The 13,707-nt window shown below is 61.5% G+C and carries 14 protein-coding genes; 3 read left to right on the forward strand and 11 right to left on the reverse strand.

What is annotated here, in order from left to right:
* Nucleotides 1-15 precede the first annotated feature (15 nt).
* From DTA24_RS11250 to DTA24_RS11270, 5 genes are read right to left on the reverse strand one after another with little or no spacing between them, the layout of a single operon-like run.
* Complete coding sequence (locus DTA24_RS11250; protein WP_008804321.1) at nucleotides 16-1,101, reverse strand: ABC transporter ATP-binding protein; 1,086 nt, start codon at nucleotides 1,099-1,101, stop codon at nucleotides 16-18.
* Nucleotides 1,088-2,050, reverse strand: coding sequence for a carbohydrate kinase family protein (locus DTA24_RS11255; RefSeq protein ID WP_032733257.1), 963 nt, complete (start codon nucleotides 2,048-2,050; stop codon nucleotides 1,088-1,090). The genes DTA24_RS11250 and DTA24_RS11255 overlap by 14 nt, the downstream gene beginning before the upstream one ends.
* A gap of 2 nt (nucleotides 2,051-2,052) precedes the next feature.
* Nucleotides 2,053-2,892: a carbohydrate ABC transporter permease gene (locus DTA24_RS11260; RefSeq protein WP_039104315.1), complete on the reverse strand. Its 840-nt coding sequence runs from the start codon at nucleotides 2,890-2,892 to the stop codon at nucleotides 2,053-2,055.
* Complete coding sequence (locus DTA24_RS11265) at nucleotides 2,882-3,790, reverse strand: carbohydrate ABC transporter permease (protein WP_039103943.1); 909 nt, start codon at nucleotides 3,788-3,790, stop codon at nucleotides 2,882-2,884. The genes DTA24_RS11260 and DTA24_RS11265 overlap by 11 nt, the downstream gene beginning before the upstream one ends.
* A gap of 9 nt (nucleotides 3,791-3,799) precedes the next feature.
* Nucleotides 3,800-5,044, reverse strand: coding sequence for an extracellular solute-binding protein (locus DTA24_RS11270; protein ID WP_008804325.1), 1,245 nt, complete (start codon nucleotides 5,042-5,044; stop codon nucleotides 3,800-3,802).
* Between the two features lie 214 nt (nucleotides 5,045-5,258).
* Here DTA24_RS11270 and DTA24_RS11275 point away from each other — a divergent pair, with 214 nt between their 5' ends.
* From DTA24_RS11275 to DTA24_RS11285, 3 genes are all read left to right on the forward strand, one after another.
* Entirely contained in the window at nucleotides 5,259-6,467 is a 1,209-nt protein-coding gene (locus tag DTA24_RS11275) for an ROK family transcriptional regulator (RefSeq protein ID WP_039103940.1), read from the forward strand.
* Between the two features lie 74 nt (nucleotides 6,468-6,541).
* On the forward strand, nucleotides 6,542-7,528 hold the full coding sequence (locus tag DTA24_RS11280; RefSeq protein WP_032730714.1) for a fatty acid desaturase: 987 nt from the start codon (nucleotides 6,542-6,544) through the stop codon (nucleotides 7,526-7,528).
* On the forward strand, nucleotides 7,521-8,321 hold the full coding sequence (locus DTA24_RS11285; protein ID WP_046881636.1) for a phosphate/phosphite/phosphonate ABC transporter substrate-binding protein: 801 nt from the start codon (nucleotides 7,521-7,523) through the stop codon (nucleotides 8,319-8,321). Before DTA24_RS11280 ends, DTA24_RS11285 begins: the two co-directional genes overlap by 8 nt.
* A gap of 47 nt (nucleotides 8,322-8,368) precedes the next feature.
* Here DTA24_RS11285 and DTA24_RS11290 read toward each other — a convergent pair whose 3' ends face one another.
* The 6 genes from DTA24_RS11290 to DTA24_RS28100 form a co-directional block, all read right to left on the reverse strand.
* The gene (locus DTA24_RS11290) at nucleotides 8,369-9,766 is read right to left on the reverse strand and encodes an LLM class flavin-dependent oxidoreductase (RefSeq protein ID WP_306810967.1); all 1,398 of its coding nucleotides are present in this window, start codon (nucleotides 9,764-9,766) and stop codon (nucleotides 8,369-8,371) included.
* Nucleotides 9,744-10,643, reverse strand: a complete 900-nt coding sequence (locus tag DTA24_RS11295) for an ABC transporter substrate-binding protein (RefSeq protein WP_023297855.1) — start codon at nucleotides 10,641-10,643, stop codon at nucleotides 9,744-9,746. The genes DTA24_RS11290 and DTA24_RS11295 overlap by 23 nt, the downstream gene beginning before the upstream one ends.
* A 60-nt stretch (nucleotides 10,644-10,703) precedes the next feature.
* Nucleotides 10,704-11,372, reverse strand: coding sequence for an ABC transporter permease (locus tag DTA24_RS11300; RefSeq protein ID WP_004203269.1), 669 nt, complete (start codon nucleotides 11,370-11,372; stop codon nucleotides 10,704-10,706).
* On the reverse strand, nucleotides 11,372-12,001 hold the full coding sequence (locus DTA24_RS11305) for an ABC transporter permease (protein WP_012967792.1): 630 nt from the start codon (nucleotides 11,999-12,001) through the stop codon (nucleotides 11,372-11,374). The genes DTA24_RS11300 and DTA24_RS11305 overlap by 1 nt, the downstream gene beginning before the upstream one ends.
* Complete coding sequence (locus DTA24_RS11310) at nucleotides 11,994-13,082, reverse strand: ABC transporter ATP-binding protein (protein WP_117130696.1); 1,089 nt, start codon at nucleotides 13,080-13,082, stop codon at nucleotides 11,994-11,996. Before DTA24_RS11310 ends, DTA24_RS11305 begins: the two co-directional genes overlap by 8 nt.
* A 437-nt stretch (nucleotides 13,083-13,519) precedes the next feature.
* The gene (locus tag DTA24_RS28100) at nucleotides 13,520-13,663 is read right to left on the reverse strand and encodes a hypothetical protein (protein ID WP_055323237.1); all 144 of its coding nucleotides are present in this window, start codon (nucleotides 13,661-13,663) and stop codon (nucleotides 13,520-13,522) included.
* Between the last annotated feature and the right edge of the window lie 44 nt (nucleotides 13,664-13,707).

Genomic DNA, 13,707 nt, shown 5'->3' on the forward strand with positions numbered 1-13,707 from the left:
CGGCTCCCTTCGCCCTTAGCGCGTCTCCGCCAGCCGCTCGCCGCTGGCGGCATCAAACAGATGCAGGTTTTCGCGGCGGAGAGTCAGCCCCAGCGTCTGCTGCGCCGCGACCGCCACCCTGCCGGCAACCTGCACATGCACCGGAAAACCCTGCCAGTCGAGATGCAGCAGGGTGGATTCCCCCGTCACCTCCATGATGTTTACCGTTGCCGGCGCGCCATGCGCATCCGGCAGAATATCCTGCGGGCGCAGACCGACAATCAGCGGGGCATCGCCCTGCTGCGCCACGGCCTGATGCCAGCGTTCGGCCAGCGGAAACCACAGCGCGCCGCAGGCGACGCCGGGCTGGCCGTCGCGCACGGCGCGCTGACCGGGCAGGAGATTCATCGGCGGGGAGCCGATAAAGCGGGCGACGAAGGTATTGCAGGGCTGGTCGTAAATGGCCAGCGGCGCCCCCTGCTGGACGATCTGCCCGTCGCGCATCACCACAATCTGATCGGCCAGAGTCATCGCCTCCACCTGGTCATGGGTGACATAGATCATGGTGGTATTGATGCGCTGGTGAAGGGATTTGATCTCTGCGCGCAGCTCCATCCGCAGCTGGGCGTCAAGGTTCGACAGCGGCTCATCGAACAGGAAAACCTGGGGGTTTCTGACCATGGCCCGGCCCATCGCCACCCGCTGGCGCTGGCCGCCGGAGAGCGCTCGCGGATAGCGAGCCAGCAGTTTATCAATCCCCAGCAGGCTGGCGACCTGCTGCACTTTGCTTTTCTGTAACTGCTTATCCACCTTTTTGACCTGCATATGAAAGGCGAGATTTTCCGCCACCGTCAGGTGGGGGTAGAGCGCGTAGCTCTGAAAGACCATCGCCACATCGCGGTCGGCCGGATCCAGATCGTTGACCGGCCGCTTGTTCATCAGAATGGTGCCGCCGGAAAGCGTTTCGAGACCGGCCAGCAGGCGCAGCAGGGTCGACTTGCCGCAGCCGGAAGGGCCCACCAGTACGGTAAAGCTGCCGTCGGGGATGGTGAGGTCCAGCGGCTGGAGCACCGTCTGTTTGCCGTAGCGCTTGGCGACATCGATCAGTTCAACACTGGCCATCGGTGGCCTCCTCAAGGTGATGTTGCAGGGTATGCCAGTCGGGATAGCGGCGCGGGGAGGTGCCGATCGCCTGCGCGGCGACGGTATTTCCCCAGCGCAGCGCGGCTGCCGCAGGTTTACCGCTCAGCAGCGCGGCAAGGAATCCTGCGTTAAAGCTGTCGCCAGCGCCGATGGTATCGATCACGGTGACTGGCCGGGTCGGCGCATGGTGATGGCCGTCGGTCGTCCAGCAGTCCGCGCCGTCGGCGCCGCGCTTTACCACGCACCCGCCGCGGCCGCTGAGCCGTGCCGCCAGGGCTGCGGCGGCTTCGGCGAGGGTCGGGTGGCCGGCCAGCTGCAGGGTTTCAACGTCGTTGAGCAACAGCCAGTCGCAGTCGCCCAGCCAGCGGTCGACCTCATGACGCAGCGGGTCGCTCCAGCCCTGAGGCGGCCAGCCGGTATCGACGGCAAGGGTAAAACCGCGCTGGCGGAGCGTGGCGAGCAGCTGCGGATAGTCGGACAGCAGCCCGGTACAGAGAAAGGTACCGCAGAGCAACACGATATCGCCCTCGCCAGCGGCGGCCGGCAGCTGGCTCAACACATCCCCGGCGGTCAGGCGGGTAATATGTCCGTGGTTGCTGAGGAAGGAGCGCTCTTTGTTGGGATGGGTGATCGCCACCGTCAGCGAAGTTTCACAGGGATACTGCGGCCAGCGTGCGCTGCCGCCGGGAAACTGTGCCGCCAGCCACGGAGTAAACGCGTCGTCGCCCTGACAGCCGACCGTGCAGTGCGGAAGCTGCATGGCGGCGGCGGCCAGCGCGCAGTTGCCGGCAGAGCCGCCGGGCCGCAGCGCGCTGTGCTCGAGCATCATCTCAGTCCCCTGAGCAGGCCAGTGGGTCAGGGTTCCCATCACTAAGTCAATATTGTAATTGCCCACGATATAGAGCACAGGTGTCCTGGTGTTATCCATAGTTATCCTTTACTTCCCCCGTTAGTGAGGCCGCTGACCAGCGTTTTTTGCAGCCAGATAGCAATCAACAGCGGAGGGACTGAGGCCAGTATGCCCACCGCCGCCACCAGCCCGTCATCGGTGGCGCGGCCGGCGGTGAAGCCGGCGATGGTCACCGGCAGCGTTTGGGCGGCGAGGTTGCTGGTGAACAGTAGCGCATAGAAAAACTCGTCCCACGCCAGCAGCCAGCCGAACAGCGCGGCGGCGCCAAGCATCGGTTTCGCCAGCGGTAGAGTGATGCGCAGCAGGACCTGCCAGATGCGCAGACCGTCAAGCCGGGCCGCCTGTTCGATATCCTGCGGCAGGGTATCGAACTGGTTTTTGACCATCCACGTCAGAAACGGCACGATCAGCGAGCAGTAGACCAGCACCAGCCCGCTGCGGGTGTTGAGCAGGCCAAAGTGTTCAAGAATAAAATAGAGCGGCAGCACAAAGGCCACGGGCGGCACCATATAGATGCCGAGGCCGGCGTACAGCCAGCCGTCGCGGCCGGGATAACGCGAAAAGCTGAAGGCGGCGGGGATCGCCAGCAACAACGACACCAGCGTCGCCCCGGCGGCCACCAGCAGGCTGTTGCCCAGCGCGGGAAGAAACAGCGCCCCGGGTTCGCCAGGGGCCAGCGACAGCAGATGGCCATAGCGGCTGAAGTCCCACTGCCGCGGGAGCCACTCCAGCGGGACGCGGGTGAGGTCCGCGGTGGTGCTGACGCTCATCAAAAACAGCCACAGCATCGGGGCGAGGATCGAGATCGCCACCGCCAGCGCCGCCAGGTAACGCAGTACGACGTACCCTTTACGCTTCATCATCAACACTCCGGCGCCGCTGACGCAGCAGCAAAAACAGATACAGGGCTATCAGCACGGCGCACATCAGGCTCATCAGCATGGCGTAGGCCGCGCCGCTGCCGGCGCGCAGGTAGCTGAAGGACTCCTGATAGACAAAAAAGCTCAACGTTTTGGTACTGTCGAGCGGGCCGCCGCGGGTCATAACATAGATAATGTCGAACACTTTGAAGGCATCGATGGTGCGTAGCACCAGCGCGACGCCAAGGGGACCCACAATGGCCGGAAAGGTAATGGCGCGAAAACGCCGCCAGGCCGAGGCGCCGTCGAGCCGCGCCGCCTCGTACAGATCTTCGGGAACAGACTGCAGGGCGGCCAGCACCAGCAGGGTGACCAGCGGGTAGTTTTTCCAGATATCCGCCAGCATCACCGCGTGCAGCGCAGAATCCGGCGAGCCCAGCCAGCTGCGATAGCTGTCAATCAGCCCCAGCTGGCTGAGCAGAGCATTAACGCTGCCGTAGTCGGGATTAAAGTTAAGCCGCCACATCATGGCGTTGACGATAGTCGGCAACGCCCACGGCAGGATCACCAGCACCCGCAGGACATTTCGCCCGACAAAACGCTGATTCAACAACAGCGCCACCAGTACGCCGATCGCCCCCTCAATCGCCACCGAGACCACGGTGAAATAGAGCGTTCGCGCGAAGGCCGCACGAAAGTCCGGGTCGGTCAGGGCATAAAGATAATTATCCAGCCAGACGTAGTGGGTCACCTCGCCGCTTCCCGCCAGCGCGGTATCGGTAAAACTCAGCCACAGCGTGCGCGCCAGCGGCCATGCGGTGAGGATAAACATCGCGATAAGCATGGGCGCTAACAGCACCCATGCCTGACGATGCTCGCGTCGTTGCAGACTCAGCATCATGCCTCCTTAACGCAGACGGGCCGCGCTGGTGTCGACCGCCTTGAGGGCGACGTCGGGCGTGGCTTTACCCTGCAGTACCGACTGAAGCTGCTGTTGCAGGGTGTTTGACAGGCGCGAGTAATCTGCCGTTTCGGGACGAGAGAGCATCACGTTCAACGACTTGTCGGCGGCGGCGATCAGGCTCTCCTGGCCTTTGGCAACGGCAGGATCCTGGTACGAGGCTTTCCACACCGGCAAGCTCAGTTTGGCATACTTGTCCTGTACCGGCTGGGAGGTCAGATAGTGAATATACTGCCAGGCCTCTTCCGGATGCTGACTGGCTTTGGCGATGCCCAGCCCCATAGAACCGTTGACGGCGCCGGGTTTATCCGGGGTATCGCCTGGGGCGGGGACAATGCCAACATCACCTGCGACTTTACTCTGTTTCGGATCGTTGGCCATGTTGTACATATAGGTCCAGTTGAGCGCAAAGGCGGCGTCGCCATTGGAGAAAGCCTTACGCACATCCTCCTCAAGATATTCACGTGAGGCCGGGTTGCTCAGCCCCTGATCGAGCGAGGTTTTCATCAGCGTGACCGCTTTCAGCGAGGCGGGCGTCGAAAAATCGAGCTTGCCGTTCTGGTAGAAGCTCCCGCCGAAGCCGGAGACGAGGGTGGTGTAATCGCAGACCAGCGCTTCCGCTTGCGACCAGCTCCAGACCAGAGGATATTTAACAATCCCTTTGTCCTTAAGCACTTTGGCGTCGTCCATTACCTGCTGCCAGCTGGCAGGCGGTGTTTTGATCCCCGCTTTGTCCAGCATGGCTTTGTTGTAGTACAGATATTTGGTGTCGAGGATCCACGGCATGCCGAGGGTTTTGCCTTGATACACCACGGTATTCATCGCCCCGGGGAAAATCTTCTCGCGCTCGTCGGCGGCAATCCGTGAGGAGACATCCTGCAGCAGATCGAAGCGGCTAAACTCCGCCGGCCAGATCGCGTCGAACAGCACCACGTCGTAGCCGTTACCCCCTGCGCCGCGGGCGGCGACGATCTTGTCGTGCAGCGCTTCATAGGGGACGAATTCGAGATTGACCTTCACGTCAGGGTGTTGCTTTTCGAAGTCACTGGTCATCGCGCGAATATCGTTTTCGCTATAGGCCGCCTGGGTCATGAACAGGGCATTAATCTGGGTCGCTGCGCTGACGCTCCCGCTGATAACGAGCATCGCCAGCAGACAGGCGTTGACCCGTAGTGCGCTGTGGTATTTCATCTTTGCTCTCCGCTGTGCTGTACTGAAAGGGGTTATGATTTATTAAATCAATTTGATTGATTTAATCAGGGCGACAATATCGGCGACATCTCCCGAGGGGCCCCAGCACTAAGCGTAGCAAAGGGTATGCCATCGCGAAGACCCGCCTGCGCGGGTCGTTGTCAGATCTGTGATGCCGGCTAAAATTTCACCAGTCCAGCCTGGAAGGGAAACGATGAAAACATCAGGTACAAACCTTGAACATGCCCGGGTGCATAACCGCCGGGTGATCATTGAGGCGGTGCGTTTACATGGCGAGCTGACCCGCGCCGAGCTGGCGCGGCTGACCGCGCTGACCCCGCAGACCGTGTCGAATATTGTGGCGGAGCTGGAGCAGATGGATATCCTGACCAGCCACCAACCGCGGCGCGCCAGCGGCCGTGGACAGCCAGCGGTGCCGGTGAGCCTCAATCCCGCCAGCGCCTGGTCAATTGGCATCCATCTTGATCATCAGACGCTAATTGTGGTGCTGGTGGATCTGGCCGGCGAGGTCCATTTTCGCCGACTCATTCTGGTGCAAAAGCCCCAGCCTGGTGCGACCTTTGCCCGCCTCGCCGAGGTGCTGGATGAGATCCGTGCGCTGCCGACGCTGGACTGGTCGCGGGTGCTGGGGATGGGGGTCGTGATGCCGGGGCCCTTTGGCGTGGAAGGGATCTCGTCGACGGGGCCCACGACGCTCAACGGCTGGGAAGGGGTCGATGTAGCGGCGGAGCTCGGGCGACTCAGCGGCCTGCCGGTGACTCTCGAAAACGACGCCACGGTGGCCGCCATTGGCGAACGCTTTCACGGCGTGGCGCGGCAGCTCAACTCTTTTGTCTATCTCTATATTGGCACCGGTCTGGGCGCCGGTATTTTTACCGATGGTCATGTGTATACCGGCCATGCCCATAACGCCGGTGAGGTCGGGCATATTGTGGTCGCGCCGAACGGTCGCCCTTGCTATTGCGGGAATGAGGGATGCCTTGAGCGCTATGTTTCGCTGCAGGCGGCCTATGAGTTTTGCGGCCTCGACCCCTATCGCGCGCTGCCGGAAGATCTGCTGTCGGTGGACGCTGCGCTTTTCGACCAGTGGATCACCAGCATCCTGGCGCCGTTGCGTCAGGCGATCAATTTGCTGGAGTGCGTCTTCGATGCCGAGACGGTTGTGGTGGGCGGTATGATGCCCGCCCCCTTGCTGGAGAAAGTGCTGGCGCGGCTGCCGCCGCTGTATCAGTCTGTGCGCGGGCGTTACCTGCCGGCGCAGCGTGTCAAAATGGGGATGACCGGCACCGATACCGCCGCGCTGGGCGCCGCTGCGCTGCCAATCTTTGATGAATTTAATCCGCAGTTTCAGGTGTTGATGAAAGCGGTGAATACAAACGCGCTTTTTGGCAAAGCTAAGTAAATTAAATACTTTGTTATTTAACGTGTTATCTCACATCTTCGGAGGGAATGAGGCAACACGGCAAGGTATCGGAAGTGACGGAAAAGAAGACGGCTGTCTATGTGGATGATCAACAGCGCATCCTGATCCGCCAGCTGGCGCGCAGCTGGCTGTGGCGCAGCGAGCTGCCGACATGGCTGCTGATTGTGACGGTTTACGGCGGCTGGTTTGCCTGCGTGGCGGGCTGGCAGACGCTGGGTTTGATGCCGGCCACGCTGCTGCTGATCTGGTTTACCACCTGGTATATGTCCTTACAGCACGAGCTTATCCATGGGCATCCCACCCGGCTGGCATGGTTTAACCAGCTGTTGGGGACGCTGCCGCTGGCGGTCTGGTATCCCTATGGCATCTACCGCGACAGCCACCTGGCGCACCATCGCAACCATCTGCTGACGCACCCCGAGGACGACCCCGAATCGTACTATGTGACGGCGGAAAGCTGGCAGCGCTTCTCAGCCTGGCAGCGCCGTCTTATCCACCTGCGCAACACCTTCTGGGGGCGTCTGCTGCTGGCGCCGCTGATGGATATTATTCACACCCTGAACAGCGCGCTGCGGGCTTTCCGCGAGGGCGACCGCCGCGCTATCGCCATGTGGAGTCTGCATCTGTTGCTGCTGACGGGCCTGCTGACCTGGATGGCGGCGCAGGGTTTTTCCCCACTGTGGTTTGTGCTGGCGGTGAGCTACCCGGCGCTGGCCCTGACCAAAGTGCGCTCTTTTCTCGAACACCGCGCCGCGGATGACCCGCTGGCCCGCTCGGTGATCAACGAGGCCGGGCTCCCCTGGCGGGTGCTGTTCCTCAATCTCAACTACCATGCGGTGCATCATGACCTGCCAGGGGTCCCCTGGTACGCTTTACGTCAGCTGTATCTGCATCGCCAGACGGCTTATCTGCAGCGTAATCAGGGGTTCCTGGTGCGTGGGTACGGCGAGTGGCGACGCCATTTTGGCCGCCGGGCGGTGGCGGTGAACGCCCATCCGGGCTTTGGCGAGCAGGCGCAAGCGGGAGGAGAACATGGCTGAACGCATGACCTTTCCGATGTATGCCATCCACCGTCAACAGACCCAGGCCCTGTGGCAGGCGGTGCAGTCGCTGCTGGCCGAACGCGGCGTGACCGTGACGGGAGATCCTCCGGCGGCTGACCCCGAGGATCTGCTGGACCACTGGCGCCAGCCGACGCTGTTGCTGAGCCAGACCTGCGGCTACCCGCTGGTGACCCAGCTGCCGGAGGTGCAGACGGTGGGCTGTTTCCACTACGCCGCGCCCGGTTGTGAAGGGCGCCGCTACCGCAGCCTGTTGGTGGCCCGCGAAGCGGATAGTCATCGGATGCTGGGGGACTTTTTTGGCCGTCGGGCCGCGTGCAATGCCGAGCACTCGCAGTCCGGCTACAACGTGCTGCGTAAAATGGTCGCGCCGCTCTCCCGGGAGGGGCGATTTTTTTCGGAGGTGGTGTTCAGCGGCAGCCATCGGCAGTCGCTGCGCGAGCTGCAGCAGGAAAACGCCGATATCGCCGCCATCGACTGCGTGACCTACGCGCTGCTTCAGCGCCATCAGCCGCAGGCCCTGGCAGGCCTGGTGGCGATCGGCTGGAGCCCGGCCGCGCCAGGGCTGCCGCTGATCACCGCCGGCGCCACTCCGGCGGTGACGCTGAATAGCCTGCGCGAGGCGCTCCAGCAGTTAGTGAGCGATGCGCGCTATCGTCCCCTGTGCGATGCCTTGCTGATCTGCGGCTATAGCGATATGCCGCGGGAGGCCTATGCGCCGCTGCTGGCGTGGCGGGATGAGGCCGCGGCGCTGGGAGTCAGCCAGCTATAGGTAAAATGCCCCGGCCAGCGGTCTGTGCCGGGGCGGGCCACGTCGGGCTACGGCGCGGTGAAGCGGTTTTCCACCGCGGGCAGACCGAGCTTTTCACGCAGGGTGCCGGGCGGGTAGCGATCGCGCATGACGCCGTTACGCTGCAGAATCGGCACCACCTGGTCAACAAAGCGGTCAAAGTCTCCCGGCAGCAGCGGGAACATCAGGTTGAACCCATCGGCGGCGCCCGCCTGCCAGGTCTCCGTTAAGGCGGCGGCAATCTCCTCGGCGCTGCCCAGCAGCAGCCAGCTATCGGAACTCTGTAATAACAATTTCCCCAACTCCAGCAGGGTGAGCCGCGGATCGTACTGGCGGATAAGCTTCAGCGCCGTGCGGATGCCATCAAAGCTCTCTTCATCGGGGAGCGGCGGCAGGGGTTGGTCCCGTGGCAGGGTGCTGAGATCCATCCGAAGATAAGAGGAGAGCAGGTCGATAGCCATCTGGTCGCTCATCAGCTGCTCGTTAAGCTGCTGGCGGGCCGCCTTTTCCTCGCTGGAGTTCACCACCACCGGCAGGACCCCGGCGATAATTTTGAAATGGGCCGGATCGCGCCCGTGCTGGCGCAGCCGCTGGTTCATCTCTTCGCGATAGGCCAGCCCTTCGGCGATCGAGTGAATAAACACGAAGTGCATATCAGACCAGGCGGCGGCCAGCGCTTTTCCCGCCTCTGAAGAGCCGGCCTGCACCAGCAGCGGATGGCCCTGCGGCGGGCGAGGGACGTTGAGCGGGCCGCGCACGCGAAAGTACTCGCCCTGATAGTCGAGGTGATGCACCTTGCCGGCATCGGCGAATACTCCGTGCGCTTTATCGAAGATCGCCGCGCCATCTTCCCAGGAATCCCACAGGCGAGTGACCACGTCGATGAATTCACTGGCCCGCTGGTAGCGGGTGCCGTGGCGGGGAAGCTGCTCCAGACCGAAGTTTGCCGCCTCTTCTTCCAGCCACGACGTCACCACATTCCAGCTGGCCCGGCCATTACTGAGGAAATCCAGCGAGGCAAAGTAGCGCGCCAGGTTATAGGGTTCGTTATAGGAGGTCGACGCGGTGGCCATCAGACCGATATGCTCCGTCACCGCGGCGAGGGCGGAGAGCAGCGTCAGGGGTTCAAGCCGGGCGTTGGCATAGTGGGTCAGGCCGCTGGGCACCGTATCCCACACCGCGATATGGTCGGCGACAAAGATAGCGTCGAGGGTCGCCGCTTCGGCCTTGCGCGCCAGACTGGCGTAATAGTTGAGGGTAAATATTTCCGCTTCTGGTGCGTCAGGGTGACGCCAGGAGAAACGGTAATCCCCCTGCGGGTTATAAAAGAACAGGTTCAGGATCATGTGTCGGGTAGACATAGCGTGGACTCGCGGCTGAACGCCATCCGTGGCGGGGTGACGGTCAGTGTTGGGGGAGGTTGGCATTAACCCATTGCTCGGCGACGGCTGCCGGATCTTTATGCTGGAGATCCACCTGCTGGTTGAGGGCAATCAGCGTGGCATTGTCCAGCTTGCCGGAAACCTCATTGAGCACGGCGCTGATCTCCGGCGTCAGACTGGCTTTGCGCACCAGCGGCACCACGTTCTGACTCGGTTGTTCATGTTTATCATCCTCGAGGACCACCCATTTCTCCTTCGCCAGGTTGCCCTGGGTGGAGACGACCGTCGCGACGTCGATTTTGCCCGAATTGAGCGCCAGCCGGGTCAGCGGCCCGCCCATGTCCAGCGATTTCACCGCTTTGAATTCAAGGCCATAGACGCGCTTCAGCCCCGGCAGGCCCAGGGCGCGCACCGCCAGCTCCGGTGGTCCGCCGATCACCAACTGCGGGGCGACGGGCTTCAGGTCGGAGAGGGTGCGCAGATGGTATTTCTCCGCGGTCTCGGCACGTACCGCCCAGGCGGTGATCGAGGTGGCCGGGGCCGGGTTCAACAGGGTGAAATCGGCGGGCAGGGCCTGGGCCAGCTCAGCGCTAACGGCCTGCTGGCTGGTGGCCTCGGTCTTGCCGTTATAGAAATTGAGCAGGGCGCCAAGATATTCCGGGACGATATCGATCTCACCGCTCTGCAGCGCCGGAATAATAATTTCCCGGTTGCCAAGGTTGAGACGGGTGTTGGCCTCGATATGGTTTTTCTTTAACGCGCTGGCGTAGATGTTGGCGAGAATGGAGCTTTCGGTAAAATTGGCCCCGCCCACCGTGACGCTGGCGGCAAAGGTGCTAACGCTCAGGCTGAAGAGCCCGGCGGCCAGCAGCGAGAGACGAAATCGACGGGCGGTGACGGCCTTGCCAAATAATTGCTTCATAATACCTCTTTTATTTTCAGGTTAATCAGCCCCAGGCGCTGGGGTCATGTCAGTTTCACGCTAATAAGGCGCGGCAATACGGCGATGAACCAGGCGGCCGGCGCAGCGGGCGAAAAGCAGTTCACCGCCTATCGCCAGCAGGGAAACCACCAGCGAGCCGCCGATCACCTGCGGGATATCCCGCTGCCCGAGGCCGTCGATCAGAAAACGTCCCAGCCCGCCCAGACCGGCATAGGCCGCGACCACCGCCGTGGCGATAAGCTGAACCAGCGCCGTGCGCACACCGGCGAGGATCAGCGGCGCCGCCAGGGGGATCCGCACCTGCCACAGGCTTTGCCAGGGGGTCATGCCCAGCGCGATGGCCGCATCGCACAGCGGGCGATCGGCGTGATAAATCCCCACCCAGGTGTTAGTGAGGATGGGCGGGATCGAGAGCGCAATAAGCGCCGCCAGCACCGGGATATCGTTAAAGCCAAAAACGATGATGCATAATAAAATCAGCCCTAACGAAGGGATGGCGCGGCCAAGATTAAACAGGTTAATCACCACGAAGGCGCCTTTGCGCCAGTAGCCCAGCGCGATGCCGAGCGGCAGGGCAATGGCGCAGGCCACGGCCATACTGACCAGCACGTAATAAAGGTGTTGGCCGAGGCGCAGCAAGATGCCCTCGTCACCCAGCCAGTGCTCCGGCTGGGTTAGCCAGTGAAAAGTAGCAAGAAGCAGGGTCATCATTCCGTCCACGGCGCTAGCCAGTCGCCGAGACGGGCAATCAGCCCGTCAAAGACCAGCGACAGGAGCAGGCTCAGGACCAGGCTAACGACTATCGGCGTCAGAAAGTCCTGATTAAAACCCGCCAGCAGTAGCTGCCCCAGCCCGCCCTGGCCGATCAGCGCAGTGACGGTGACCAGGCCGACCAGCGTCACCGAGGCAATGCGCAGCCCGGCAAACAGAGAGGGCAGTAGCAGCCACAGCTCGATATCGAAGAAGCGGAACCCGCGGGTGTAGCCGAGCGCCCGCGCGGACTCCAGCGCCGCCTGCGGCAGCTTCTCCATGCCAGCCAGCACGTTGCGCAGCAGGATCAGCAGGGAGTACAGCGTCAGGCCAATCAGCGAGGTGGTCAGCGACAGCCCGGTAAACGGCAGCAATAAAATAAACAGCGCCAGCGAGGGAATGGTAAAGAGCACACCGCACAGGGTGATGAGCGGCTGCGCCGTCGCGGGCCAGCGTAAGGTCACCGCTAACAGGCCGCCGGTGAGCAGGGAGCCGAACAGCAGGGCCAGCAGGACCATCCGCGCATGCTGCCAGAGCAGATCGCCGATCATCGCGTGGTTATCGATAACCCAGCTCCAGTCAATCATGAGATCGCACCCCCACCGCGCCGTCGAGCACCTGCTGCAGCAGGGTGTGGGATACCGCCCCCTGGTATTGGCCTTCGTCATCCACATGCACCAGCACGCCGGTCGCCACGTCGAGCAGCGCGCTGTAGGCAAAACGCAGGCTGTGGCTGCTGGCGAGTGGGCGCTCCACCGGCAGGGTGAGGCCCCGCTGCGGATCGAACCAGTGCAGCGGGCGTCGCTGGCGGTCAAGCACCAGACGCAGCGGGCTGGCCAGCGGTGGATGGGTACTGGCGATCGGCGTCAGCGCTTCGTCGAGCAGGGGGACATCGTGACGCGGCAGCTGGCCGACCTGTATCATGCCCAGCCGCTTCAGATTGGGCTCCGGGCCGATAAAGCGGCGCACGAACTCGCTCGCCGGGTGGGCCAGAATACGGTCGGGTGTATCAAACTGCGCCAGCACGCCGCCTTCCTGGAAAATGGCGATTTTATCGCCGAGACGGATCGCTTCATTGATATCGTGGGTCACTAATACAATGGTTTTCTGCAGTCGTTGCTGCAGGAGCAAGAGCTCATCCTGGAGGCGTTCGCGGACCACCGGGTCGATGGCGGCGAAAGGCTCATCCATCAGTAAAATGGGCGGATCGGCGGCGATGGCTCGGGCGATGGCCACGCGACCCTGCTGGCCGCCGGAGAGCTGATGCGGATAGCGGTGCAGCAGATGACTATCGAGCGACATCAGCGCCACCAGTTCGTCAATCCGCGCGCGGATCCGTGCTTTGCTCCAGCCCGCCAGCCGCGGCACGGTCGCGATATTTTGCGCCACGGTACGATGGGGAAAGAGCGCAGCGCTTTGCATCACGAAGCCGATCTGGCGGCGGATCTGGATAATATCAGTGTCAGCGAGGCGGACCCCCTGAATATAGACGTCGCCGCTGTCGGGAATATCCAGCTGGTTAATCATCCGCAGGATAGTCGTTTTTCCGCAGCCGCTCGGGCCGACGAAGGTGCAGAATTCGCCATGATCAATATCCAGACTGAGGTCGCGAATGGCCGGCTGGGCGCTGCCTGGATAGGTTTTAAAAAGATGCGTTAATTTAATCATGGCGGAATTCAACACTCTGAATAATAAAGTCCTGACCCGGATAAAGTGGCGCCGGGATCCTGGCTCAAACTACAGAGCGCCTGCGGGGAGGGCAAATACGTTATTTGCATTTGCATAGTGAAAAGCTGGTTAATCAGTTGCTATGGAAGAGAGGCCGGGAAGTTGTTTTATGGATTTGTGATCGGCAACACAAATGACTCTCAAGCGGCCACCGTAAAAGATAAATTACCAGGGTTGATTTTAATCAAAGTATGACCGCCTGCGATATGGCGGAAAAAACAGCGCTGCCTATCGCAACCCAAAAGAAAAATTGTGAAGTTAATGTTTCTATCGTGTGAATAATGACCGCGCATTTTACCCAACCGCCGGGGATAAAATGTGATGCCCGACCGGCTTGTCGTTAAATAACGGCGTTTATTACGTCTGCTTTTTATTGTTTACAGCATTAATTTAATTTTCGGCTTTCTTCTCACCCTGATAACGCGGGTCGAATAACGTACAAAAGGCGTATTTTTTATCGCCATTTCGCTGTCGATGTTATCGCCATCAATTATTTTTATCCCCGCATTCGGCCACGGCAAAAGGCGCGCAAATAGCGTTCATGATACTTGTAATTTGTTGATTT

The sequence above is a fragment of the Klebsiella sp. P1CD1 genome (assembly GCF_003790505.1).
In the GTDB taxonomy this organism is placed as follows: Bacteria; Pseudomonadota; Gammaproteobacteria; order Enterobacterales; family Enterobacteriaceae; genus Klebsiella; species Klebsiella variicola.